General features: G+C 37.7%; 22 protein-coding genes, 3 tRNA genes and 1 pseudogene. 17 read left to right on the top strand and 9 right to left on the bottom strand.

Annotation, left to right across the window (positions count from 1 at the left end):
- Window positions 1–109: 109 nt before the first annotated feature.
- On the top strand, window positions 110–1,729 hold the full coding sequence (gene pckA / locus BW951_RS08485) for a phosphoenolpyruvate carboxykinase (ATP) (RefSeq protein WP_076391778.1): 1,620 nt from the start codon (window positions 110–112) through the stop codon (window positions 1,727–1,729).
- Window positions 1,730–1,795: 66 nt separating this feature from the next.
- On the opposite strand, the gene BW951_RS08490 is transcribed toward pckA, so the two are convergent.
- Window positions 1,796–2,203, bottom strand: a complete 408-nt coding sequence (locus BW951_RS08490; RefSeq protein WP_076391780.1) for a type II 3-dehydroquinate dehydratase — start codon at window positions 2,201–2,203, stop codon at window positions 1,796–1,798.
- Between the two features lie 42 nt (window positions 2,204–2,245).
- A complete protein-coding gene (locus BW951_RS08495; protein ID WP_076391782.1) occupies window positions 2,246–3,229 on the bottom strand; it encodes a helix-turn-helix domain-containing protein in 984 nt (327 codons plus the stop codon).
- Window positions 3,230–3,699: 470 nt separating this feature from the next.
- Here BW951_RS08495 and BW951_RS08500 point away from each other — a divergent pair, with 470 nt between their 5' ends.
- From BW951_RS08500 to BW951_RS08555, 12 genes and pseudogenes are all read left to right on the top strand, one after another.
- The gene (locus tag BW951_RS08500; protein WP_076391784.1) at window positions 3,700–4,992 is read left to right on the top strand and encodes a hypothetical protein; all 1,293 of its coding nucleotides are present in this window, start codon (window positions 3,700–3,702) and stop codon (window positions 4,990–4,992) included.
- 156 nt (window positions 4,993–5,148) lie between these two features.
- Window positions 5,149–5,568, top strand: coding sequence for a Fur family transcriptional regulator (locus BW951_RS08505; protein WP_076391786.1), 420 nt, complete (start codon window positions 5,149–5,151; stop codon window positions 5,566–5,568).
- 353 nt (window positions 5,569–5,921) lie between these two features.
- Entirely contained in the window at window positions 5,922–7,571 is a 1,650-nt protein-coding gene (locus tag BW951_RS08510; protein ID WP_420866228.1) for a heavy metal translocating P-type ATPase, read from the top strand.
- Between the two features lie 557 nt (window positions 7,572–8,128).
- A complete protein-coding gene (locus BW951_RS08515; protein ID WP_029297874.1) occupies window positions 8,129–8,491 on the top strand; it encodes a hypothetical protein in 363 nt (120 codons plus the stop codon).
- Window positions 8,492–8,726: 235 nt separating this feature from the next.
- Window positions 8,727–9,002, top strand: a complete 276-nt coding sequence (locus tag BW951_RS08520) for a YHS domain-containing protein (RefSeq protein ID WP_076391790.1) — start codon at window positions 8,727–8,729, stop codon at window positions 9,000–9,002.
- Entirely contained in the window at window positions 8,989–9,669 is a 681-nt protein-coding gene (locus tag BW951_RS08525) for an SCO family protein (RefSeq protein ID WP_139326131.1), read from the top strand. The genes BW951_RS08520 and BW951_RS08525 overlap by 14 nt, the downstream gene beginning before the upstream one ends.
- Before the next feature lie 96 nt (window positions 9,670–9,765).
- Window positions 9,766–10,425 (top strand): annotated as a pseudogene (locus BW951_RS08530) (superoxide dismutase); the annotation flags it as partial.
- A 444-nt stretch (window positions 10,426–10,869) separates the two neighbouring features.
- Window positions 10,870–11,235 (top strand): hypothetical protein, encoded by a 366-nt coding sequence (locus BW951_RS22540; RefSeq protein ID WP_076391792.1) that lies wholly within the window; start codon window positions 10,870–10,872, stop codon window positions 11,233–11,235.
- A gap of 431 nt (window positions 11,236–11,666) precedes the next feature.
- Window positions 11,667–12,905, top strand: coding sequence for a T9SS type A sorting domain-containing protein (locus BW951_RS08540; RefSeq protein ID WP_139326132.1), 1,239 nt, complete (start codon window positions 11,667–11,669; stop codon window positions 12,903–12,905).
- 41 nt (window positions 12,906–12,946) lie between these two features.
- Window positions 12,947–13,774, top strand: a complete 828-nt coding sequence (locus BW951_RS08545; protein ID WP_084196388.1) for an MbnP family protein — start codon at window positions 12,947–12,949, stop codon at window positions 13,772–13,774.
- Entirely contained in the window at window positions 13,767–14,843 is a 1,077-nt protein-coding gene (locus tag BW951_RS08550) for a cytochrome-c peroxidase (RefSeq protein WP_084196389.1), read from the top strand. Before BW951_RS08545 ends, BW951_RS08550 begins: the two co-directional genes overlap by 8 nt.
- A 6-nt stretch (window positions 14,844–14,849) precedes the next feature.
- Window positions 14,850–15,791, top strand: a complete 942-nt coding sequence (locus tag BW951_RS08555) for a transporter (RefSeq protein ID WP_076391796.1) — start codon at window positions 14,850–14,852, stop codon at window positions 15,789–15,791.
- A 145-nt stretch (window positions 15,792–15,936) separates the two neighbouring features.
- On the opposite strand, the gene BW951_RS08560 is transcribed toward BW951_RS08555, so the two are convergent.
- The 6 genes from BW951_RS08560 to BW951_RS08585 form a co-directional block, all read right to left on the bottom strand.
- Window positions 15,937–16,008: transfer RNA gene (locus BW951_RS08560), tRNA-Glu, on the bottom strand.
- A 92-nt stretch (window positions 16,009–16,100) separates the two neighbouring features.
- A tRNA-Glu gene (locus tag BW951_RS08565) sits at window positions 16,101–16,172 on the bottom strand.
- 11 nt (window positions 16,173–16,183) lie between these two features.
- Window positions 16,184–16,438: a 30S ribosomal protein S20 gene (gene rpsT, locus BW951_RS08570; protein WP_076391798.1), complete on the bottom strand. Its 255-nt coding sequence runs from the start codon at window positions 16,436–16,438 to the stop codon at window positions 16,184–16,186.
- A 67-nt stretch (window positions 16,439–16,505) separates the two neighbouring features.
- Window positions 16,506–16,826 carry a hypothetical protein gene (locus tag BW951_RS08575; RefSeq protein WP_076391800.1) on the bottom strand — a complete coding sequence of 107 codons (321 nt, stop codon included), beginning with the start codon at window positions 16,824–16,826 and terminating at the stop codon, window positions 16,506–16,508.
- A gap of 10 nt (window positions 16,827–16,836) precedes the next feature.
- Window positions 16,837–16,911 (bottom strand) — tRNA-Glu (locus BW951_RS08580).
- A 57-nt stretch (window positions 16,912–16,968) separates the two neighbouring features.
- The gene (locus BW951_RS08585; RefSeq protein ID WP_175608800.1) at window positions 16,969–18,255 is read right to left on the bottom strand and encodes an N-acetylmuramoyl-L-alanine amidase family protein; all 1,287 of its coding nucleotides are present in this window, start codon (window positions 18,253–18,255) and stop codon (window positions 16,969–16,971) included.
- A 65-nt stretch (window positions 18,256–18,320) separates the two neighbouring features.
- Between BW951_RS08585 and BW951_RS08590 the strand changes: the two genes are divergently transcribed.
- From BW951_RS08590 to BW951_RS08600, 3 genes are read left to right on the top strand one after another with little or no spacing between them, the layout of a single operon-like run.
- Window positions 18,321–20,909, top strand: coding sequence for a putative LPS assembly protein LptD (locus BW951_RS08590; RefSeq protein WP_084196395.1), 2,589 nt, complete (start codon window positions 18,321–18,323; stop codon window positions 20,907–20,909).
- A 56-nt stretch (window positions 20,910–20,965) separates the two neighbouring features.
- A complete protein-coding gene (locus BW951_RS08595) occupies window positions 20,966–21,346 on the top strand; it encodes a RidA family protein (protein ID WP_076391804.1) in 381 nt (126 codons plus the stop codon).
- Entirely contained in the window at window positions 21,346–21,798 is a 453-nt protein-coding gene (locus tag BW951_RS08600; RefSeq protein ID WP_076391806.1) for a hypothetical protein, read from the top strand. Before BW951_RS08595 ends, BW951_RS08600 begins: the two co-directional genes overlap by 1 nt.
- 311 nt (window positions 21,799–22,109) lie before the next feature.
- Here BW951_RS08600 and BW951_RS08605 read toward each other — a convergent pair whose 3' ends face one another.
- The gene (locus tag BW951_RS08605) at window positions 22,110–23,633 is read right to left on the bottom strand and encodes a trypsin-like peptidase domain-containing protein (RefSeq protein ID WP_076391991.1); all 1,524 of its coding nucleotides are present in this window, start codon (window positions 23,631–23,633) and stop codon (window positions 22,110–22,112) included.
- A 358-nt stretch (window positions 23,634–23,991) separates the two neighbouring features.
- Here BW951_RS08605 and trhO point away from each other — a divergent pair, with 358 nt between their 5' ends.
- Window positions 23,992–25,359 (top strand): oxygen-dependent tRNA uridine(34) hydroxylase TrhO, encoded by a 1,368-nt coding sequence (trhO, locus tag BW951_RS08610; protein ID WP_076391808.1) that lies wholly within the window; start codon window positions 23,992–23,994, stop codon window positions 25,357–25,359.
- The last annotated feature ends 2 nt before the right edge of the window (window positions 25,360–25,361 follow it).

A 25,361-nucleotide genomic window follows, 5' to 3' on the forward strand; every position in this document is an offset into this window, starting at 1 on the left:
TATTTTTTATTTGTCATTCTGACTTATATCATTATATTTAACCACCTTTAACAATTAATTAATATTTAATTTTGTTATACCCAAAAAAGAAATAGAAAATATAAGTAAAATGAAACACGCTAAAATCATCCAAGATTTAGAAAAATTAGGGATTAAAGGAAATTACGAAGTAGTGTACAATCCGTCTTACGAAGAATTGTATCAGGCTGAAGTTTCTCCTGAAAATCAGGGCTTTGAGAAAGCTGAGCTTACGGAATCTGGTGCAGTATCAGTAAAAACAGGAATTTTCACAGGTCGTTCTCCTAAAGACAGGTACATAGTTCAGGATGATGTTACAAGAGAAACGATTTTCTGGGACGGAAAAGTAAACTTGCCGACTACTCCGGAAATTTTTGCGTCTTGTAAAGATTTAGTGCTGAACCAACTTGCTGCTGCAAAGAAAATTTATGTAGTAGATGCTTTCTGCGGAACCAATGCAGATACGAGACTAAAAGTGAGGTTCATCGTTGAAGTAGCGTGGCAGGCACATTTCGTTACCAATATGTTCATCCGTCCTTCTCATTATGAGCTGGAAAACTTTGGTGAGCCGGATTTTACCGTAATCAATGGTTCTAAAACAACGAATCCAAACTGGGAAGCACAGGAACTGAATTCTGAAAACTTCGTGATGTTCAACCTTACTGAAAAACTTCAGATTATCGGAGGAACATGGTACGGCGGAGAAATGAAAAAAGGAATGTTCGCAATGATGAACTATTACCTTCCGCTAAAAGGAATGGCTTCAATGCACTGTTCTGCAAACGTAGGAGAAGAAGGAGACGTAGCTCTTTTCTTCGGACTTTCAGGAACGGGAAAAACAACTTTGTCTGCAGATCCTAAAAGATATCTGATCGGAGACGACGAGCACGGTTGGGATAACAACGGAGTTTTCAACTATGAAGGAGGTTGCTATGCAAAAGTTATCGATCTTTCGGAAGAAAAAGAACCGGATATTTTCAGAGCCATTAAAAGAGATGCGCTATTGGAAAATGTTGTGGTAAACAACGGTATTTCAGATTATACAGACGGATCAATCACAGAAAATACAAGAGTTTCTTATCCTATTTATCATATCAATAAAATTGTTCTGCCTTCAAAAGCAGGACACGCAAAAAAGATCGTTTATCTTTCTGCAGATGCTTTCGGAGTATTGCCTCCGGTTTCTATTTTGGATGAAGATCAGGCACAATACCACTTCCTTTGCGGGTATACATCGAAATTAGCGGGAACTGAAAGAGGAATTACCTCTCCGGAACCGTCTTTCTCTCCTGCATTCGGGGAAGCTTTCTTAACATTGCACCCAACAATGTACTCTAAAACATTAATCGGGAAAATGAAAGAACACGGTGCAAAAGCATATCTGGTAAACACAGGCTGGAACGGAACAGGAAAGAGAATTTCTCTGAAAGATACAAGAGCCATTATCGATGCGATCATCGACGGATCTATCGAAAATGCTCCGAAAACAAGAATTCCGATCATGAATCTGGAAGTTCCTACAGCATTGCCAAATGTTTCAGAAGGAATCTTAGATCCGAGAAATACTTATAATGATGCTTCTGAATGGGAAGAAAAAGCGAAAGACTTAGCTTCAAGATACATTAAAAACTTTGAGCAGTACTGCAATACCGAAGAAGGTAAAAAATTAATTCCTTCCGGTCCTCAGTTACAAGAGCAGACAACCAACTAAAAATAGAAATCCTCATCGCAAGATGAGGATTTTTTATTTGTATTCCGGCAGATTTTTGTTGAAAAATTACTTCAGGCTCAGGATAGCCAGTCTGTAGCCTTCCATCCCGAAACCGGATAAAACAGCATCTGTATTTGCTGCTGTTACAGATTTCTGGCGGAATTCTTCTCTTTTATAAATATTGCTGATGTGAACCTCAACTTTTGGTTTTCGGATATTCTTTAAACAGTCGGCAATAGCATAAGAATAATGCGTAAAAGCTCCCGGATTAATAATCAGAGCATCAAATTCATCTTTCTGAAGCTGGTTGATAATTTCACCCTCGATATTAGACTGATAATATTCCAGTTGATGGGAGGGAAAATCGGTTTTGAGACGATCCAGATAATCCTCCATGGAAACTGTTCCGTAAATTTCGGGCTCTCGGGTTCCTAATAAATTCAGATTGGGACCATTCACGATAAGAATTTTCATTGAAAATAATTTATTCAAAGATAGTACATTTTAAAAACACAATTAAATGGTATTTTTAAGATGTTTCTGGAAATATTCCGAAGGCGTTATCCCTTCAATCTGTTTAAAAGCACGGTTAAAAGTCGACTGGTTCGAAAATCCGGCTTCCGTATACACATACATTAACGTTGCTTTCTGAAAATCGATTTCGGTGAATAGTTTTTTCACATAATTTACCCTGCACGTATTCAGATAACTGTTAAAATTAGGATACCCTTTGTAACGGATCGCTTTTGAAATATAAGTGTTGTTAACGTCCAGTGCAACACTTAAAGCAGAAAGATTGAATTTTACATCTTTAAACAACAGTTTTTCGTTCATGGAAGTTTCAATTCTGGAAAAAAGTTTTTCCATACTTTCTATGTTTTCAGCAGTACTTTCTGTAGAAATATCGGCTGTCTTTTTATCCTCTGCAATTATTGTTTTTTCTGTTTTTTCAAATTCCGAAAGAATTTCCAGCTTTCTTATTTTGTCTTTATAATAAATAAGCAGCGTAACCACTAAAATATTGGAAATAATGATGATAATATCGGTAAACAATACCGTTTTCTGGGTACGTTCCGGAAATTCCAGATTGAAATTTGCGGTAATAAAATAACAGGCTAAAATAATAAGTACGGTATAAAGCGTGTAAAGAAAAACCTCTTTTTTTGTAAAGAAAATGTAGGCTCCGATAGGAATTGGCAGATACCAGCAAAAACTTACCACCGAATAATCCCAAAATGCCAGAACAATATAAATATTGTAAAGAGGCGCAATTAAAAGATGAAGATGAATAATTGTAGATTGTTTAAATCTTCCTCTCATCAGAAAATAAGTGTATCCCAGAAAAAATAATGCCGATCCCAAATACCAGATAAGAAAATTATCATAAGTATAAAATGTAAAAATAAAAATAAAAAAAGCTAAAATGATAAGCATGAGAATTACATACCTGTCCATGAGCTCTTGCTTCAGTTTTTCAATTTGTTCATGTTTTGTACCCATCCGTATTTTTACTTCATTTTATAATCTAAGCAGTCATTTACCATAAATGACTTTTTTAAAGCATTGATATGTAGGCAAATATAATCATTATAAATCATTTTCAAGATTATGATTTACACATGTCTTTTTTTGATTTATCAACGAGAATAACTTTGCAAAACAATTTTTAACTAAAAAAATATGTCAGATCAATTCTCCTTAGAGTAAGGTTTTTTCGTGATAAGGTGCAAACATCTTTTTATTTATTACAAACAAAAAGAAAGATATTATTCAAAATTAGAAAAAAATAAATTGATAATGAATATTAAATTAAACACATCGTCCGGAATTCTAGAAAAATCAGTCTAAAACAAAGAATACATTATCAGAGAAAAATTAAACAAGATAAATCAGGTTTATAAAACTCTAAAAACAACAAATGAAACACAATTGAAAAAGCCCCCCTTTCAAAAACTCTTTAAAACATTATTATGAGAAAAATTATTTTATCCATTACTATCGCTTCCTTTAATCTTTTATATTCCCAAGTGGGGATTAATACCTCTAATCCAAAAGGGGTTTTCCATGTAGACGGATCGAAAGACAATCCGTCAACAGGAAATCCTACGGCTGCACAACAGGCAAATGATTTTGTAGTAACCTCTTCCGGTAATGTTGGGATTGGAACCAACTCGCCAAATTCTTCTGCACTATTGGACGTGAATGTGGACGGACTGGCTTCAGGAAGCAAGAAAGGATTTTTGGGTCCGAAAGCAGCGCTAACTTCACAGACAGACCAGACAACCATCCCTTCTCCGGCAACAGGACTCTTGGTTTACAATTTAGGAACCGGAGGATTAGTCTATAACGGCTATGTTTTTTGGAACGGAACAGAGTGGAGAACCTTTAATAACGGATCTTTAGCGCCCGGAACAGTAGGGGCAATTACCTGTAACGGAATTACCCTCTCTCCGAGTACATACACAACAGGTGTTCCTTACACCGGAACAATGAATGTTCCTTATACCGGAGGAAACGGAGGAATTTATGCTGCACAGACAATAGGTCCTGTAAACGGACTGACTGCAACTTTATCCGCAGGAAATTTTAACTCCGGCTCAGGAACGCTGAGTTATACCGTTTCCGGAACACCTACTGTAACAAGTCCCATTACAACCACATTTTCTTTAAATATCGGAGGCAAAACATGTAATGCCGTAATTGGAGCAGGAGACGGACTGGCTCCCGGAGATCTCGTATTTTATAAAGCCGGATTTTCCGCAAATGTCTCTGGCTGGATGAGTGCTTTTGTTACAGATTTGCCGATTATCGGAGGAAAAATAAGACTTGATGCATGGTTCAACGGAGCTTCCAACGGAGGAAACGGAAGCGTAACGATGTGGCCAAGACTGGTAAATACATCTTCATCTCCGGTGAAACTGTGGTTTAGTGCCTTAACCAACGTAGACCGTTTTAATGCCTCAAATTATCTTTTGGCTCCAAGTACACCTACAGGTTCAGGAGCTACCCTTGCTCCTTCTGCATACATGGAACTCGATAACGGAATTTACTACGGAGTAGGATATAATGATATCTTAGGATCTACAACACCAAGAGCAACAGGAAGCGGGGAAGGCGGACATCAGGAAGTACTTACAATGGACCTTTCTTTAGATGATAAATGGTACAGAGTCTATTATTTCCCTACGGTTGATAATATGAATACAACCAGTACAGCAGATAATATGAGGGTGATTTATCTATCCATCCAAAGATTATACTAAAACTTCAATATTTTTGAAGCAGTGTGTTTTTCAAGAGTGGTTTGTAATGAACCGCTCTTTTTTGCTGTTTAGCTTTTTTATTAAAATAGAATGAACATTCACAGAAACAAATTTTAAAACCATTAACTTTGAAATGGATATGTTAAATAGAATCGTATGAAAAAGGACATTGAGGATAAATTAATAAATAAAAATACCAAACCTACAAGCATGAGGATTTTGGTGTACGATTTTTTGAGTTCTCAGGAAGCCGCCCTTTCTTTGTCCGAAATCGAAAATCATTTTGAAAATGCAGACCGCACCACAATCTACCGCACCTTAAAAACATTTGAAGAAAAGGGAATCGTTCACAGCATTCAGGAAAATACGACAACAAAATATAAGCTGTGCCACGATGGATGCGATGAACATACTCACAAAGACTGGCATCTCCATTTCTACTGTAAAATCTGCAAACAGACCACCTGTAAAGAAGATATTTTGTTTCCCGAAAACATTCAGACTCAATTCAGGATCGATGAAATAAGGCTTTTTGCAAAAGTAATCTGCGAAAACTGTCTGGAAAGTTTGCAATAGTATTGCACGGGTTCTGTCTGTAATTTTGAATAAAAATTTAACTTATGGAAGAATGCTGCAGTACAAAACCTAAAAAAGAACATCAACATCATCATGAAGGTCACGACCACGATCACGATCATTCTCATGATACAGGAGATCAGTCTGCTTTCAGGATGTTTCTTCCTGCAATCATCTCTTTTGGATTGTTATTAATAGGAATCGCTTTGGATAATTTCATCAAAGCTGAATGGTTTTCCGGCTGGATTCGTCTGGTTTGGTATCTCATCGCCTATATTCCGGTTGGTCTTCCGGTTTTGAAAGAAGCATTCGAAAGCATAAAAAGCGGAGATATATTTTCCGAGTTTTTCCTGATGGGAATCGCAACCGTGGGCGCTTTTGCTATCGGAGAATATCCGGAAGGCGTTGCGGTCATGCTTTTTTATTCCGTTGGCGAGGTTTTTCAGGCAATGGCAGTAACAAGGGCCAAAAGCAATATCAAATCTTTACTCGATCAGCGTCCCGATGAAGTGACGGTTTTAAAAGACGGAAAATCTCAGATTATGAAAGCCGAAAAAGTAAATATCGGAGATGTCATTCAGTTAAAATCCGGAGAAAAATTAGGATTAGACGGAGAATTATTATCTGAAACCGCATCATTCAATACCTCTGCTTTAACCGGAGAAAGTAAACCCGATACCAAAACAAAAGGCGAAACTGTTTTAGCCGGAATGATCAATCTCAATACAGTAAGCGAAGTAAAAGTGACAACCGCTTACAAAGACAGCAAACTGAGCAAAATTTTAGAACTCGTTCAGAATGCGACTGCTCAAAAAGCTCCTACCGAATTATTCATCAGGAAATTTGCTAAAATCTACACCCCGATTGTTGTATTTCTTGCAATCGGAATCACATTTATACCCTATTTATTTGTAGAAGATTACCAGTTCAGAGCCTGGCTGTACAGAGCATTGGTTTTCCTTGTGATCTCCTGTCCGTGTGCGTTGGTGATTTCTATTCCTTTGGGATATTTCGGAGGAATCGGAGCGGGAAGCCGAAACGGAATTTTATTTAAAGGAAGCAATTTCTTAGATATTTTGGCAAACGTTCAGAATGTAGTGATGGATAAAACCGGAACCATGACGGAAGGCGTGTTCAAAGTACAGGAAGTTAATTTTAATAATGAATGTAATACAGATGAAATTTTAAAACTCGTCAATGCTCTGGAAAGTAAAAGCTCTCACCCTGTTGCAACGGCTATTCATCAATATGTGGGAGAAGTCGATCATTCGATCCTGTTGGAAAATGTGGAAGAAATCGCAGGTTATGGTTTAAAGGCATTCATCAACGGAAAAGAACTGTTGGTCGGAAACTTCAAACTGATGGATAAGTTCAGCATCAAATACGATGTTCTGCCTGAAAATAGGGTGTATACTTTAATTGCTGTTGCGTATGATAAAAAGTTTGTCGGGTATTTAACAATTGCAGACTCGATTAAAGCAGATGCACAATTAACGATCAGTAAATTAAGATCTTTAGGGGTAAAAACCACAATGCTGAGCGGAGATAAATCCTCTGTCGTGAAACACGTTGCCGATACATTAGGCATTCAGAACGCTTATGGAGATCTGCTTCCCGAAGACAAAGTCAATAAAGTGAAGGAAATAAAAGCAAAAAATCAAACCGTTGCCTTTGTAGGAGACGGAGTGAATGATGCTCCTGTTGTCGCGTTAAGCGATGTCGGGATTGCGATGGGCGGATTGGGAAGTGATGCGACGATTGAAACAGCAGATGTTGTCATTCAGGATGATATGCCCAGTAAAATCCCGATGGCAATCAACATTGGAAAACAGACAAAAAAAATTGTGTGGCAAAATATCATTCTGGCATTTTCCATCAAAGCGGTTGTTCTAATTCTCGGAGCAGGAGGTTTGGCAACCATGTGGGAAGCCGTTTTCGCTGATGTCGGAGTGGCGTTACTTGCCATTTTAAATGCGGTAAGAATTCAACGGATGAAATTTTAATAAGCCGGAAGAGGGAAGTAGGATGATAGAAGTTTATTGTATTGCGTATATATTGTCAAACTGAGTTTACTCATTAATAGGAACGGGCTTTAGCCCGTTTGCAAGGATAAATTTTTCAATTCGGCTTTAGCCAAAATTTATTTTTCTCCTACAGGTTACGCAGATTGTTTTAATCATCATAAAGCATTTTTATTCATCTGCGAAAATCGGTGGTTTCGTGGTAAAATAATAATCAGCGTCATCTGCAAAAATCCGCGGGAGAAAGAAGTTTCCCGCAGATTATACAGATTTCGCAGATTCCTTTAATCATCATAAAGCATTTTTTATTCATCTGTGAAAATCCGTGCAATCCGTGGCTAATAAATTATGAAAACTCCCGCAGATTTCACAGATGCCGCAGATTTTTAATGCTTTAAACTATTTATCCGAAGCTGTGGAATTTGAGAAATGTCTGCGAAAATAAAGCGTCCAATTAAACCATTACCAAAACTGACTTTCATCATAATCTATCATAAAAACAAAATTTCATTAGTATATTTGTGGAGTAGAATACATCATTGAAGTTTTTCGTTTCCATATTTATCATTTTTACGATTGCATTACGTCCCGTTTTGCCTTTGATTAATTATGCCGTTAATTATGACTACATCGTAAAAAACCTTTGTGAAAACAGAAACATTCCGCAATCCACCTGCAAAGGAAAATGCTACGTAGAAAAAGAACTGGCAAAAACAGAAAAACAGTCCAATACCAATCAGACGGTAAAGATTTCAGGACTCGATGTATTTATATCCCATGAAATACTTTCCTTTTCAGATAACAGTCAGTTGAGTGTTTTAAACAAAAACTCAGACTCACGTTACATCAATTTCCATACTTCAGAATATTTTTCCAGAATATTCCATCCTCCTTTAGTATAGAGTTTTAGACTAAATTTTCAATAATTATTTTAACGGATAAATCTCAATAAGCTTTTAAGAGTTTGAGAATTGCTTCATATTATATCAGAAGCTTGAAATCAATATGATTTCTTAATAAGACTTAATTTCTTCAATGTTCTTCATGGTTTAAAATTAATTCAGTAAGTATTAAATTTAGTTTAAAATTCAATCAATTTTCATTCTAATATTATTAATAATTTCAATGTAAATAAAAATGAAATCAAAACTTATTTTAACAGCATTATTGTCTGTTTCATTAATGGCATGTGCACAGGAAACCCCTAAAGTAAAGCATAAAAAAGCAAAAACAGCCGCAAATTCCGGAACAAAAAAAGTGAAATTTGCCAATGCGGTAGATCCCATCTGCAATATGCCCACCGAAGCCGATATGAAAGATACGGCAGTCTATAAAAATAAAACGTACGGTTTTTGCAGTGCTTACTGTAAAGACGAATTCAAAAAGAATCCTGAGAAATATGCCAAAAAATAAAAAGACCAGCAATTCCAAAAGCAAAGTAATCGTTCCGATTGTAATTATTGCTTTGCTTTTTCTGGGGATCGGTGTCGGAATGGGGTATTTCAAAAAAAATCTGTACACCGTAATGAAAGTTCCGGACTTTAAATTAACGGATCAGAACAACAAAACCGTTACCAATAAAGACATGCTCGGAAAAGTTTATCTGGTAGAATTTTTCTTCAGCAAATGCCCGACGATTTGTCCGGTCATGAATACCAACATGAGAGCCATTGAAGAGGAGATCAACAATCCCGGTTTTGGAATCATCTCCATAAGCATCGATCCGGAAAATGATACGCCGCAAACGTTAAAACAACACGCCGACAGAATCGGAGTAAAATCTCCGAACTGGCATTTTCTTACGGGAGACAGAGATTATATCGGGAAACTGGCAGATCAGTTCAATATCTATGTCGGAGATAAAGAAGACGAAAGCGAAAGCCTTAATCACAGCGGAATGATTGCCCTTGTGGATAAAGATGGAAACATTCGTTGCCGCTATAATAAAGACAATATGCCGATTTTGTATTATTCGGGATTAAATTATGAAGATCCGGAAGGTAAAACGCCGAAGCTTACCGGAAAATACCATCCCGACAGAGAAATATTAATAGAGGATATTAAGAAATTATTGAAATAGAGATTTGGAAGATGGAAGTTTTATGGAATATGTAGAGAACTTCAGGCTTCCATCACCCATCTCCCAGCCAAAATAAACCACAAAAAACAAAACGTTATGAAGATTTTGAAAGTAGCTGCCCTAAGTGCAGTTTTTGCAGCGCAGTTTGCGTTTGCACAGTTTAAGCAGACACCGTTGCCGTATGCTTACAATGCGTTGGAAGGAAATATAGACGCACAGACAATGGAAATTCATTATTCCAAACACGCAGCAGCCTATGTTGCGAACCTGAATAAAGCAATCGCAGGAACGCCGCAGGAAAAACAGACCTTATTCGAGATCATGTCGAATGCCTCAAAATTACCGGCTGCCGTAAGAAATAACGCAGGAGGACATTACAACCACGAGTTGTTCTGGACCGTTTTAACCCCGGAAAAAAATACACAGCCTTCTGCAAAACTTACAAAAGCAATCAACGAAACATTCGGAAGCATGGATGCTTTTAAAGCAAAGATGGCAAAAGCAGGAGCCGACCGTTTCGGATCAGGATGGGCATGGCTTTCTGTGGATAAGAGCGGAAAATTATTTGTTTCCTCAACACCCAATCAGGATAACCCATTAATGGATGTTGTAGAAGAAAAAGGAACCCCTATTTTCGGGATCGATGTTTGGGAACACGCGTATTACCTGAAATATCAGAACAAAAGAGCAGATTATTTAACGGCGATCTGGAACGTAACCAACTGGAAAGAAATCAGCAGACGATACGAAGAAGCGACGAAAGCAAAAAAAGGGAAATTCGATGATTGGCAGGCTATGAAAGATTTTCATACCGTGATGTCTCAGACTTTCCATCCTGCGGAAGAAGGCAATCTTCAGCCTATCAAAACAAGAGCAGCAGAAATGGCGGCAAAAGCAAAAGCATTGCAAACTTCGGCTGTTCCTGCTGAATTTAACAAAAAAGGCGTGAAGGAATCCATTGCAAAACTTTCTAAGGACAGTCAGGATCTTGAAAAACAAATCAAGAAAAAAGATTCTGATGCAAATATTACAAAATCTCTTACTGCTCTGCACGATACTTTCCATACAATTGTAGGATTGTGTTCTGCTGAGGATGAACGTTAATTGATTGATATAAAAGGCAGCTTATTAACTTTTGTAAGTTGCCTTTTTATGTTTAATATCATATAACAAAACAAAAAGTATTATTAAATTTGCTCCGTGAAATATATCATTTCTATTTTCATGATTATTCAGATGACAATACGTCCGATATTGCCATTTATAGATTATACAGTTAATTACGACTATATAACTAAAGAACTTTGTGAAAACAGAATGAAACCAGAGTTAATGTGTAATGGTAAATGTTACCTTTCAAAAGAACTCTCAAAAACTCAGGAGCAGGGAAACAAAAGCAGTCAGAAAATAAGTCTGAATTCCATAGATATCTTTATCGTAAATGAAAGTTTAAACGACAGCTTCATCCTCAAATCAAATATTCTGAAAAATACTGTCGGTACATTCAGTGCCGATTCTTATCATCATTTACACTATTTTCAGGTTTTTCATCCTCCATTAGTATAGCATAATCTCTTCTGTTTCTGAAAATGCAGAAGAATAATTTTCCGGACAATCTATAAAGGTTTTTCTGACATTGTTTTACAATGTCAATTTTCAGCAATTGCATAAAATTAAACGTTTAGCTGTAATGCTACGGCTGTAATCGTTTGGCTTTGTTCTTCTTATATTTCAGAGGATACAAAATGCTGAAAATAAAAACTGTGTTTTTTATAAAAATCCTGTAAAATAGTGTTCAGAAAATTCCTCAAAAATATCAACAAAACTTTTTTCTTCAAGAGAATCGGGATCTGCTCATAACAGAATGGGTTTAAGAAATCGTTTCGTTTCCATAATTGATTTTTACAGATCAGTTCATTAGAGCATTTTGCCGATTCTCTTATTTGTTTAATATATATCCGGAGCAAAAATATCCCGGATCGAAATTTCATAAAGATATGTTTCAAAAAATATTATCTGTAATAGTTTTCTCTTTTTTCAATCTTATTTTCTCCCAGCAATATTCGTGGAATACTCAAGGGATTACCGTTGCCGGAGGAAACGGAGCGGGCGGTGCAAATAACCAGCTTAATTTTCCTTACTCTGTTTTTATTGATAGCAGCAGCAATCTATACATTACAGACACCCAAAACCATAGAATTGTAAAATGGGATTCGGCATTAAATCAGGGAGTTACTGTTGCCGGAGGAAATGGTTCGGGAGGCAATTCCAATCAGCTTAATACTCCTACTTGTGTTTGGGTAGACGATAATAAGAATATCTATGTTCTGGATTCGTTTAATGCAAGAATTCAAAAGTGGGAACCCAATGCCGTAACAGGAATTACTGTGGCCGGAGGAAATGGAGAAGGAGCAGCACTTAATCAACTAAACAAGCCCGGTGGATTTTATCTCAGAGGAAACACCTTCTATATTGTTGATGCAGGAAACAGCAGAATTGTGAAATGGGCAATAGGAGATTCTTCCGGAACTTTGGCTGCTGCGGGTACTTATGGCGCAAATGCAGATCAGTTAGCCAATCCTTCTGTTAACGGAACCATCTATGTAGATAACAATGAGAATCTTTATGTAACAGATTATATTAACAACAGGGTACAGAAATTTTCTTCAGGCAGTACAAATGCAGTAACAGTTGCGGGAGGCAATGGCTCCGGAACCGCTAATAATCAAATGAAAGCACCCAACGGTATTTTTATGATGAACGACGGAACAATGATTATTGCTGAATACACAGGAAGAAGAATCCTTTCCTGGAAAGAAGGACAGACCAGTGGAAATGTGATTGCAGGAGGAAACGGCAATGGAAGTGGAGCAGATCAGTTCAAAAGTCCAAGAGGAGTTTTTGTGGCGCCAAACGGAGATCTTTATGTTACAGACATGGGAAACCACCGCATCCAGAAATTTATCTTCAACGGAACACTTTCTACTCAGGATGAGATTAAGCATACCGTTTCCAGTTCCATATATCCTAATCCGGCAGATGAGGTCATTCATATAACTGCGAAATATCAGATTGAAAGCATCAAAATTTTTGATGGTTCAGGGAGAGATGTTACAGGAAACAATTCCGTTCAAAACAATTCTGTACTTACCGTTCAGAGTTTAGAACCGGGAGTATACTTCCTTCAGCTTTTTGGGAAAAAAGAACATGAAACTTTAAAATTTATCAAAAAATAAATACTAAACAATAATAATTTTTACAATTAAATTTAATCAAAATGAAAATTTACAAATTCTTATCATTACTCTTCGTAGCAATTACATTACTTACCGTTTCATCTTGCAGCAATAATGACGATGAAGAAGTTCTGGACACGACTCCGGGAAATTTACAGCTAAAATTCGAAAATGGATTCAATAATTTGGGAGACATTGTGCTGAACCAGACCACACAAACTTCCGTTAACGGACAAAAACACCAGTTTTCAACCCTGAAATATGTCATCAGCAACGTCACTTTAATCGATGAAAACGGAGGAGAATTCAAATACCATTACAACGATCCCGACAACGGAGCGTTTATCATAGATCAGGCAGAAGCTGTTGCCGGAATTAATTACATCAACCTGAAAGAAATTCCTAAAAATAATTACAAAAAAGTAAGAATCGGTTTAGGCATCAGTCAGTCAGCTTATCTTTTGGGGCAAAGCGGACAGGGCGTTTTCTGGCAGAAAGCAAAAACTGCGGGAATGGCTTGGTCTTGGGCTGCAGGATACATCTTCACAAAACTTGAAGGCAAATACGGAACCTCTTCACCGAATAAAGAATTCATGAACCACTGCGGAAACATGGGCAATACTTCAGCCAACAATACACCCGATCTTTACCGTGAAATCATCCTTGACTTTCCTACAACAGCGAGAGTTTCAAAAGAAATTACCCCTTCCGTTCATATTCTGGCAGATTTTAATCAATATTTAAGCGGACAAACTGCTTTAACATTGGACAGTTCCAACGATATGGCAATGGGATCGAACCAACATCTGGTGAATGTGACGAACAATATTTCAAAAATGTTTAAAGTAGACCACGTTCACAATGATTAATTGTTTTCAGCAATCCAAAAGAGGGCAATCCGGCTCTCTTTGGATTTTCCTGTTTTTTCTGGCTTTTGCATTAACTTCCTGCACAGGCGATGAGGTTATTGAACCTTTGCCAAAAGATGAAGCTTATCGTCTCGACAAACCTGCGGGTTTTCCGGACATCACTTTTGATATTACAGGAAATCCGGTCACGGTGAATGGAGTAGCATTGGGAAAAAAACTTTTTTATGAAGGGAAATTATCCAGAAATAACACCATCTCATGTGGATTCTGCCATATTCAGGAATATGCTTTTACGCACCACGGTCACACAGTAAGTCATGGAATCGATGACAGATTAGGCATCCGAAATGCGCCGCCGATACAGAATATGGCTTTTCTGAAAAATTATACATGGGACGGAGTCGGTCACAATCTGGACGAAAGATCTTTGGTTCCCATCACCACAGATTTTGAGATGGACAGCTCTCTTCCTGAAGCGGTAGGAAAGTTAAATGCCGATGCGAGCTACAAGAAAATGTTTAAAGCAGCATTCGGGGATGAAAATATCACCGGTGAAAAAATTCTCAAAGCCATTTCCCAGTTTATGGCAACCATGATTTCCGCCGATTCAAAATACGACCGGATGAAAAAAGGAAATGCCGTTTTCACTGCTGAAGAAAATCAGGGGATGGCTCTGTTTCAGAATAAATGTGCGACTTGTCATTCGGGAGACTTATTTACCGATGAAAGTTATAGGAATACAGGAATGTATTATAATCCGCAGTTTGACGACAGAGGAAGATACCGTGTAACGCTGGACTGGAATGATAATATGAAATTTCGGGTTCCGAGTCTCAGAAATGTAGAATTTACAGCACCTTATATGCACGACGGAAGATTTTACAGTTTAGAAGCAGTCATGAATTTTTATTCTGAAAATGTAGAAAACCAGCCTAATCTGGATCCGTTGCTGAAACAAAACGGACATATCGGGATTCCTATGACGGCTTTTGAAAAACAGAACACCATCGCATTTCTGAAAACGTTAAGTGACAAAAATTTTATAACGAATCCAAAATTTGCAGAATAATAAATCATGAAGAAGATATTTTTAACATTGGGTTTAGCCGGATGTTTTTTTAGTCAGGCAAAAGAAATCCATGACAGTTTATTTATTCCCAAAGAACTCAATCCACTGTTCTTTGATGATTGTGATGCATGTGGCTGCGCCGCAGGAAACGGTTCTTCCGGCTTTGAATCTTTGCTGAATCCTCAGTTTATCGGGGTTAAATATTTTGCACAGCATTACAGAGCGAAAGAAAATTTATTCGTCAATGATCTGACGCAGGATCAGTATTTCAATACGGTTCAGCTTTGGGGAAAAATTCCGGTTGCTAAAAATGTAAGTGTGTATGCTAGTATTCCGTTTCAGTTTCACACCAAGAAAACACTACAGGGAGATATAAAAATTGAAGGAATCGGGGATGCGAATGTGATGGGAATTTACCAGATCATCGATTCCAAAGATTCTTCCCATCAACTGAACGGAGGTTTCGGTGTGAAAATTCCGATCGGAAGATTCGATGAAAAAGGAATCACCGGAGTAAATCCCAGTTTTCAGCTCGGAACAGGAAGCTGGGATTATCAGATGGTTTTAAACTATAAATTTCAGAAAGATAAACTGGCAGTGTTGCTGAACACCGATTATACTTTAAAAACAGAAAATAAAAAACATTACCGTTTCGGAAACCAGTGGAATTATGCGGCAACAGGATTTTACAGACTCTGGAAAAATGAAAACAGCATTCTTTCAGGAAAATTTGGGATGCAGGGGGAAGTCTACGACTGGAACAGACAGTTCGGAGAAGTAATGCCTAAAACCGCCGGAAGCGCTTTGTACGGAAAGTTAGGTTTTGAAGCCTCCTACAAAAAATTCAGTTTGGGAAGTGAAGTAATGCTTCCTGCTTACACAAATCTTGCCGGAGGAGATATTGAAGCCAAATCACGGTTCAGTATTTTCGTAAATTTCGGAATTTAGATTTAAGATATTCATTCTCCTTAAAAACCTTCATTGTATAGTGAAGGTTTTTGTTTTTTCAGATTTTAGAATATCGTAATGAAGGATGAGGTGAATTAAATAGTATGAATAAACAAAAAAGAGATCCAATAATGAATCTCTTTTGTAGCCCGTAGGGGAATCGAACCCCTCTTACCAGAATGAAAATCTGAGGTCCTAACCGATAGACGAACGGGCCATCTAATTTCTGCGAATAATCGCAGGGTTAGTTTTTGTTTTTATAAGTTTCAACTCTTATTAATTACCAGGTTAGAGTAGTAATTAAGTTTGTAGCCCGTAGGGGAATCGAACCCCTCTTACCAGAATGAAAATCTGAGGTCCTAACCGATAGACGAACGGGCCAACTATACTTATTAAGCTAGTTTATTAACGTGCTTAGTTAATTTGCTTTTCAAGTTAGCTGCTTTGTTTTTGTGGATAATATTTTTCTTAGCTAATTTATCCAACAAAGAGATAACTTTTGGCAATTGCTCTGCTGCAGCAGCCTTATCTTCTTCATTTCTTAACACTTTCATTGCTGTTCTAGCAGTCTTGTGGTAGTATCTGTTACGAAGTTTTCTTACTTCGTTTTGTCTGATTCTTTTTAATGCTGATTTATGATTTGCCATATCGTTCAAATGTGAGTGCAAAAGTAAAAACTTTTTTTTTATCCTCCAAATTTATTTTTAAAAATTTTTAATTTTCTTCAGATAAATATTTTTTGAGTTTATCTATTGCCTGTTCTATTTTAATATTCTCTTCTTCTCTTTCTAATTTTTTGATGGTGCTCTTCAGCATTACCATCGCATTGTTCCATTCTCCAGTGGTATTGGTGAAGGTAAGTCCGTCAATCGTTACTTCAAAAGTGACCCTTTCTCCAGTCCTGTCAAGTCTGAAACTTATTTTATCATCACTGCCTGTTATCCCGTCTTCATTGATTTTTAAATCATAACTTTTTGGGTTAGAGTGGATTTTCTTAAAAAGCAATTTAGCTTCTTGTATTTTTAAATCCGGCATGATATAAATTTGGTAGCCTATAGGAGAATCGAACTCCTGTTGCAAGGATGAAAACCTTGAGTCCTAACCACTAGACGAATAGGCCAAATTTTGAGGTTGCAAAAGTAATAATTAACTTTTTAACTTCAAAATTATTTTTTTATTATTTGAAAACTTTTTGGATTACGGTATTCTTAATTCCTTTAGTCTCAAGATCTTTCTGCAATTTCACCGCATCCTCCAAAGTATATACTTTTCCGTAGGTATAATAGAAAACGCCGCTTTCTTTGTTTCTTTCCACATCTTTAAGCGTCTGAAGAATGAAAGAATTTCCATTCAGTTTTTCGCCCACATAGAGTTCAATGGTGTAGTATCCGGTGCTTAATTTCTGGTTCGGCATGAATCCTACCGCATATGCATTACGGAATCCGGCATCTTTTGCGGTTTTAATGTTGATATCTCTTACAGAAGCAAGGTTGGTAACCCCGTAATAATATTTGTACTGTCCGTTCTCTTTAATAGGCAGAATGTAATTTAACCCTTTTAAAGCAGGATCGCCGTCGTTGTGTTTTTCAGGAGAACTCAACAGTAAGATTCGGAAATCATTTTTCAGCGCTACTTCCGCCAGTTTATCCGGTTCAGGTTTTTTCACCACTGCGGAAACACCCGATTTTCTGTCGATCGCTTTTTTATAATCAATAATTGCCTGATAAATACTTTCGGAAATTTCATCCTGTCCTTTTTCAGAAGCCAGATAATGACTTTCTTCGGGATGATTGATGAATCCGGTTTCAATTAATACGGAAGGCATTGCATTCATACGCAGAACGTGCAGGTTTTTCTGGAACACACCGCGGGAACTTCTTTTATCTTTATTTACAAAATTATTTTCTACCAATCCGCCCAGAAGAAGGCTGGATTCCAGATATTTGCTTTGCTGAAGTTTCAGGGCAATTAAAGATTCCGGAGAGCTTGCATCATAAGAACCGAAGGTCTGCTTATCTTTTTCATCCAGAAAGATCACATCATTTTCTCTTTTTGCCACTTCCAGATTGGTATCATTCTGATCCGGTCCCTGTACATAAGTTTCGGTTCCGTACGCGGTTGGTCTTTTGGAAGAATTACAGTGAATGGAAACAAAAAGATCCGCTTTGCTTCTGTTCGCAAGATTGGTTCTGTCCGATAAAGAAGGATATTCGTCGATCTTTCGTGTATAGATTACCTTAAAATCTTTATTTTTTTCAAGCATTGCCCCCACTTTAAGCGTAATGGCAAGCGTTACATCCTTTTCGGAGATCCTTCCGATATCAGTGTAGGTTCTGTTAGCTCCGTAATCACTTCCTCCATGTCCGGCGTCCAAAACAATGGTAAATTTCTTTTGCGAAAAAATAAAGTTGGTAAACAGGATGAAGAGAAATGATAAAATTATTTTAAAATTTACTTTGTGCATCTTACAGTTTTAAAATTTATATTAATTTTGAGCCTTAATTGTATACATATAAATATAACAAAAAATTGGTCAAAACCGTCTCCAAAAATATATTACAAATTTTAATTATCCTAATTTTTAACAATTTTTTAGCACAGCAAACGCCCAAAAAATTGCCTGAAAATGCGGTTAATGATACTATTTCCAAAAAAGATACCATTGTTCTGAAAAAGGAACCACTGGATGCCGTTCTGCAGACAAAAGCAGACTACCAGAGAAGAGATTTCCAGAAAAAGATGGTGTATCTTAACAAAAATGCGCAGGTGAAATACCAGGATATGCAGATTGATGCAGACTATATTTCCATTGATGAGCAGAAACATCTCATGTACGCACGCGGAAAACAGGACTCTTTGGGAAGAATTATCGAGCCTGTTATTACAACGCAGGCAGGAAAAAAATACGAAACCACAGAATTTCAGTATAATACCTTAACAAGACAGGCAATTGCATTTAATGCAAGAACCGAAGAAAACGAAGGGGTAATTACGGCAAACAAAACCAAAAAGTACAACGACAGTATCTTTGCGATGAGCCGCGCAGATTATACCACCGACGATTATTACATCAAGAAAAAAGATACCGCGGCAGATTATTTTTTAAGAGCAAGATACCTGAAGCTTGTAAAAACAAAAAATAAATCTTCCATTGTTTCGGGACCTATCCAGATGTATATAGAGCAGGTGCCTACTCCGCTCATCATGCCTTTTGCGATTCTTCCTTTTTCAAGCAAAAGATCTGCAGGGATTCTGATCCCGAGTTTCGGGGAAAGACAGGATGTCGGGTTCTTCCTGAACGGTTTAGGATATTATCAGCCGATTGGGGAACATTTTGACCTTAAAATCCTTTCGGATATTTACACCAAAGGAAGCTGGAACCTGCGCCCTGAAATGAATTATATTAAAAAATACCGCTATTCCGGAAACTTTTCTGCGGACATCGGAACCATGGTTCGCGGGATCAAAGGTTTGGACGATTACGGTAAAACAGGAACATACAGAATTGCGTGGAGACATACACAGGATTCAAAAGCCAATCCTTTCCTTACGTTTTCGGCATCGGTGGATATTGTAAGTACAAAATTCTATAACAACACTCTGAACAATAATTATATTTTAAATCAGAATGTTTTAAATACCCAGCAAAACTCTACGGTTACCATTACCAAAAGATTTTTGAAGCTTCCGGTTACGATTACGGGAACCGCTTCCTATTCTCAGAATTTTGCCACCGGTTTATCAGATCTTCGTCTGCCGCAGATGAACGTGGCGATCAACCAGTTTTATTTATTCAAATCCAAAACAGGAGTGCGTTCCGGTCTGCTTGAAAATTTAACGGTAAACACAGGGATTAACTTATCGAACTTTGTTCAGACCAACGAAGGCGAGCTGTTTAAAGCGGCAATGTGGGATAAACTGCAGACCGGAGTGAAAAATAACATTGCTCTGGGAACCAATACCACCGTAGCAAAATATTTCACATTCAGTTTGGGAGCAAATATTGATAATGCGTTAACCACAAAAACCATCAATAAATTCTACGACCCTATTCAGAATAAAGTAATTACGGAAACCAATAAAGGAATTTCAGGATATTCTACGTTTTCAACAACAGCAAGTATTCAGACCACTTTGTATGGACAGGCAAACTTTAAGAAAGGTTCTGCGATTGAAGCCATCAGACACATGATGACACCAAGTATCGGGTTTACCTATTCTCCGGATTTCGGAGGTTCCGGGTATGGATATTTTAAAAATTATTACGATGCGAACGGAGCTTTAACACCGTATTCTATTTTTGAAGGCGGAATTATCGGAAGCCCAACCACAGGATTGGTGGGCGCTTTAGGTTTTAACATCGGGAATAATTTAGAGATGAAGGTAAAATCGAAAAGCGATTCTACAGGAGTGAAGAAAATAAAGATTTTTGAATCTCTTAACCTTTCCGGAAATTATAATTTTGCAGCGAAAGATCATCCTTTTTCCATTATTACGATTACGGGACAGTCTTCTTTCTTTAATAATAAACTCAGCCTGAATACAAGCTTATCTTTGGACCCATACAGAATTATCTATCTTCCGGGACAGGATGCCGGAATAAGAACAGAAGAGTTCGGCTACTTCAGTGTTCAGGGCTTCAACGTTCAGATGTCTTATCCTTTGAGCAGCGAAATTTTTGGCGAGAAAACAGATTATGCCAAGAAGTATAAAACGAAAGGGGAGGTAAGGAATGAAAATTATTATTTTGATGATGATAATTATGCGCATTTCGATCAGGCATGGACGTTAAATGTAAATGCAAACTATGCCTACACCAAAAGTTCAGCTTCCAGAACGCCGACGAGACTGGCTTCTGTGGGACTGGACGGAAGTCTTAAGCTAACGCCTTACTGGAACATCAACGGAAGTACCCACTACGATATGGTGACGCAGAAACTTGCATATACCAGAATCGGTTTTGCAAGAGATCAGCGAAGTTTTACCATTAATTTCAACTGGGTTCCTTTCGGGCAGTATAAAGTATATGACTTCTTTATCGGGATCAAAGCCAATATCTTAAGTGATGCGCTGAAGTATAAAGACAGAAGTTTTACACAGCCAAATGCACCTTTCTAATATTTGATTATAGAAATAGAATATAAATTTTATATTTGCACCCAAAATAAATTTTCATGAAAAAAGTAATCAACACCGTAAATGCTCCTGCAGCGATCGGACCATATTCACAAGCCAATATGGCAAACGGAATATTGTATATTTCCGGACAGATCCCTGTAGACCCTGCAACCGGTAAACTGGTAGAAGGAATTGAAAAAGAAACCCATCAGGTAATGAAAAACCTTGAAGCAATTCTTACAGAAGCAGGAATGACTTTTAAGAATGTGGTAAAAGCAACCATTTTCCTTAAAAGCATGGATGATTTTGCGGTAATGAATGATATTTACGCTTCCTATCTGGACGCGGAAAGCTTTCCTGCGCGTGAAACGGTACAGGTTTCCTGTCTGCCGAAAAATGTGGATATCGAAATTTCTATGATCGCACATCAGGATTAATGAATTTTATAAGAAATACAATTGCGGTTATCGTAGGTCTTGGGATTGCAGGACTCATCATTACTCTTGGGATAAGAGCATTTCCGCAATGGGTAAATTTCGACGCTTTTGCTCCGTTCGAGCATTGGCAGAGATTTCTTCAGAGCAAGCAGAGCGACGGTGCGTTTTTCGGTTTCCTGCTGTTTATTTCCGGACTGGGAACTACAGTGGGAGGGGTGGCAACTGCCATTATCGTAAAATATGCTAAGGTGGCTTATGCTATTCTTATCGGTTTCATTATGCTTTTTATAGCCATGCTGGATGTTATTGTTTTTCCTTATCATCCTACCTTCTATAAAATCTCTATTTTTCTTACGTTCTTCCCGTTTTCGTGGATCGGAGGTAAGATTGTAGAAGTCATTTATGAACGAAAGAAGAAAAGAAGAATCGCTGAAAAAATGAATAAATCTTAAATAAAAATGCGCTGCAGAAATGCAGCGTTTTTTGTTTGTGTATCAGTTTCCGGAAAGTTTCTTACTAGGGTGCGGGAAGGTTTCCCGCTTTCCGGAAAGCTTCCTGCAGGGGTGAAACATCCTTTCCCGGTTTCCTGAAAAGCTGTTGCAGGGGTGCAGGAAGCTTTCCGGAAGGATCGTTTGCTGATTTCAGTTGCAGGATTTCTTTTTCAATTAAATAAGATGTTTCTGAATATTAAACTAAAAAAAACTCGGCTGCCTCATTTGAGGCAGCCGGGTTTTTGATATGAAGTGAAGTTTAGCTCTTTTTATTAAGGCATTTTAAATCCTCTCTGATAACCTCTTCCGTAGTCATCCATATATTTGATCTGGGCAGTGCCATTGAACTTATTCAGAATGTTTTCTACGTCTTTCTGAGAGTTTACAGGTTTTCCGTTGATCTCTGTGATGATGTATCCGTCTACGATTCCTGCTTTAGCCATTTCACCGCCTTCAATTACATTTTTGGCGATTACTCCGCTGTTCAGACCATAGTATGCTTTTGTTTTATCATCAATACTCTGGAAATCGGCTCCGATTTTTTCCGTTACGCTCAGATCCGCTTTGGTTCTTGTAGAAGTTCCTCCTTTCTGATCTCTTAACGTAACTGTTGTAGTGGAAGGTTTTCCGTTTCTCTGGTAAGTTACCGTCACTTTATCTCCCGGACGTTTGCTTCCGATGGCAATGGAAAGATCTGCAAAATCTGTAATTGGCGTTGTATCAATCTGGGTAATGATATCACCTACTTTTAATCCTGCATCTTCTGCACCGCTGCTTTCTCCGAATCCTGTTACCAGAACTCCTGAACCGGATTTATAATTGGTCTTTTTATCTTTATTGTAAGCGGCAACAAGCTGATCGTCGGAAAGATCTAAAGAAGTAACCCCTAAGAATCCTCTCTGTACGATACCGAATTTCTTGATGTCTTCAACAATCTTTCTTGCTAAGTTTGCCGGAACTGCAAATCCGTACCCCTGGTAATAACCTGTTGTAGACTGAATCGCTGAGTTAATCCCGATCAGATCTCCGTTTGTATTTACCAAAGCTCCTCCGGAGTTCCCCGGATTAATTGCTGCATCGGTCTGAATGAAACTTTCAATCGGATTGGCTGCTTTTCCCTGTGAACTTAAAATTCCGATTCCTCTGCCTTTTGCAGAAACAATACCTGCTGTAACGGTAGAATTCAATCCAAGCGGATTTCCTACGGCAAGTACCCATTGTCCTACTTCGATATTGTCGGAATTCGCAAAATTTAAATAAGGCAATCCTTTTTCTTCAATTTTGAGAAGGGAAATATCTGTATTCGGGTCTGTTCCTACTAAAGTGGCGATATAAGATTTTTTGTTGCTTAAAACCACTTCTAACTTATTGGCTCCTGCAACAACGTGGTTGTTCGAAATGATGTATCCGTCCGGCGAAATAATTACCCCCGATCCCATTCCTGAAGGCATATTATCCGGAACCTGCTGCTTTTGTCTCTGCTGTCCTCTTCCTCCGAACGGATCTCCGAAGAAGAAATCGAACATATCCTGCTCCGAAGCCCTGCTTGAAGTTCTGGACTGATAATTTTTGATGGTTACCACTGCCGGAACTGTCGTTTTGGCAGCTTTTACAAAATCGTCCCCCACTGCGGCAGAATTCATCCCTGCAAAGGAAACATTAGAGGATTTTGTAAAATATGATTGATCTGCGCTGTTGGAATCGTGATTAAGATATTGTAATCCTCCAACGGTAGTAGCACCGGAAATTACTCCTACTACTGCAAATGGTAATAGTTTTTTTAAAGTACTCTTCATTGTATATCTTTCTTTGTTATTTATTGATGTTAATTTTTTCATTTTACTGTAAACAAATTTAATGCTAAATAGGTATGCAATTGGTGCGTAATGTTTCATTTTTAACTAAAATTTAACAGCAATTGCAATAATTTATACATTATCCCATAAATTTTAAAATCTCAATTAACGAACCTTAAAAAAATCTTAATGACATTATGGCATATTGATGTTTGTATTGTCATAAAGTTAAATCAGACTGATGATGATGAAGCCAAAAGAGTACCAATCTGAATGTATACCTGATAAATCTTATATTTTTCATTAATCTGAAAATAATTATCTTTGCAAAAATTTTCTCACTTAAAACGTTTATAGCATGCAACTGTACAACACCTTAAGCGCAGAAGAAAGAGCTCGACTAATTGATGAGGCCGGAAAAGAGCGCCTTACCCTATCTTTCTATGCGTATGCCAAAATTGAAGATCCCAAAAAATTTCGCGACGATTTATTTATAGCCTGGAATGCACTGGATGCACTTGGCCGTATCTATGTGGCGCATGAAGGAATTAACGCTCAGATGAGCGTTCCTGCCGACAACTTTGAGGCATTTCGCGAGACTCTTGAAGCATACGATTTCATGAAAGGCATTCGTCTGAATGTAGCAGTGGAGCAGGACAATCATTCCTTTTTGAAATTAACCATCAAAGTCAGAAACAAAATCGTAGCCGATGGTCTGAACGATGAGACTTTTGATGTTACCAATAAAGGCGTTCATTTAAGAGCAAAAGAATTTAACAGTTTGCTTGAAGATCCGAACACCATTGTCGTAGATTTCAGAAATCACTACGAAAGTGAAGTCGGGCATTTTGAAGGAGCAATTACTCCGGATGTGGAAAACTTCAGAGAAAGTCTGCCGATTATTAACGAGCAGCTACAGGATTTCAAAGAAGATAAAAACCTTTTGATGTACTGTACCGGAGGAATCCGTTGCGAAAAGGCAAGTGCTTACTTCAAACATCAGGGTTTCAAAAATGTATTTCAATTGGAAGGCGGAATTATAGAATACACCCGTCAGATAAAAGAAGAAGGAATAGAAAGCAAGTTTATCGGTAAAAACTTTGTATTCGACCACAGATTAGGCGAAAGAATTACCGACGACATTATTGCGCAATGCCACCAGTGCGGAAAACCGTGTGACAATCATACGAACTGTGCGAACGATGCGTGTCATTTACTGTTTATCCAGTGTGATGAATGTAAAGCAGCGATGGAAAACTGCTGTTCGACAGAATGTCAGGAAACCATTCATTTGCCTTGGGAAGAGCAGGTTGCTAAAAGAAAGGGTCTTCAGGTAGGAAATAAAGTATTCAGAAAAGGAAAATCTGAAGCTTTGAAATTCAAAAAATCCGGAGATCTGCCGGACAAGCCTTTAGCAAAAGCTGAAACAAAAGATATACGCCAGAAAATAAAAGTTAAAAAGACATTAATCGGAAAAGCGGAGCATTATTATTCAAAATCTAAGATTGCTCAGTTTTTAATTGAAAACAATGAACTTGCAGTAGGAGATAAAGTATTAATTTCCGGACCCACAACAGGAGATCAGGAAATAACCATCTCTCAGATTTTTGTGAACGGAGCTTTCAGCGACACAGCAAAAGCAGGAGATCAGATTACTTTTGAACTGCCTTTCAGAGTTCGTCTGTCTGATAAATTGTACAAAATCCTTGATTCTGAAAACGCATAATC

The sequence above is a fragment of the Chryseobacterium gambrini genome (assembly GCF_900156825.1).
Taxonomy (GTDB): Bacteria; Bacteroidota; Bacteroidia; order Flavobacteriales; family Weeksellaceae; genus Chryseobacterium; species Chryseobacterium gambrini.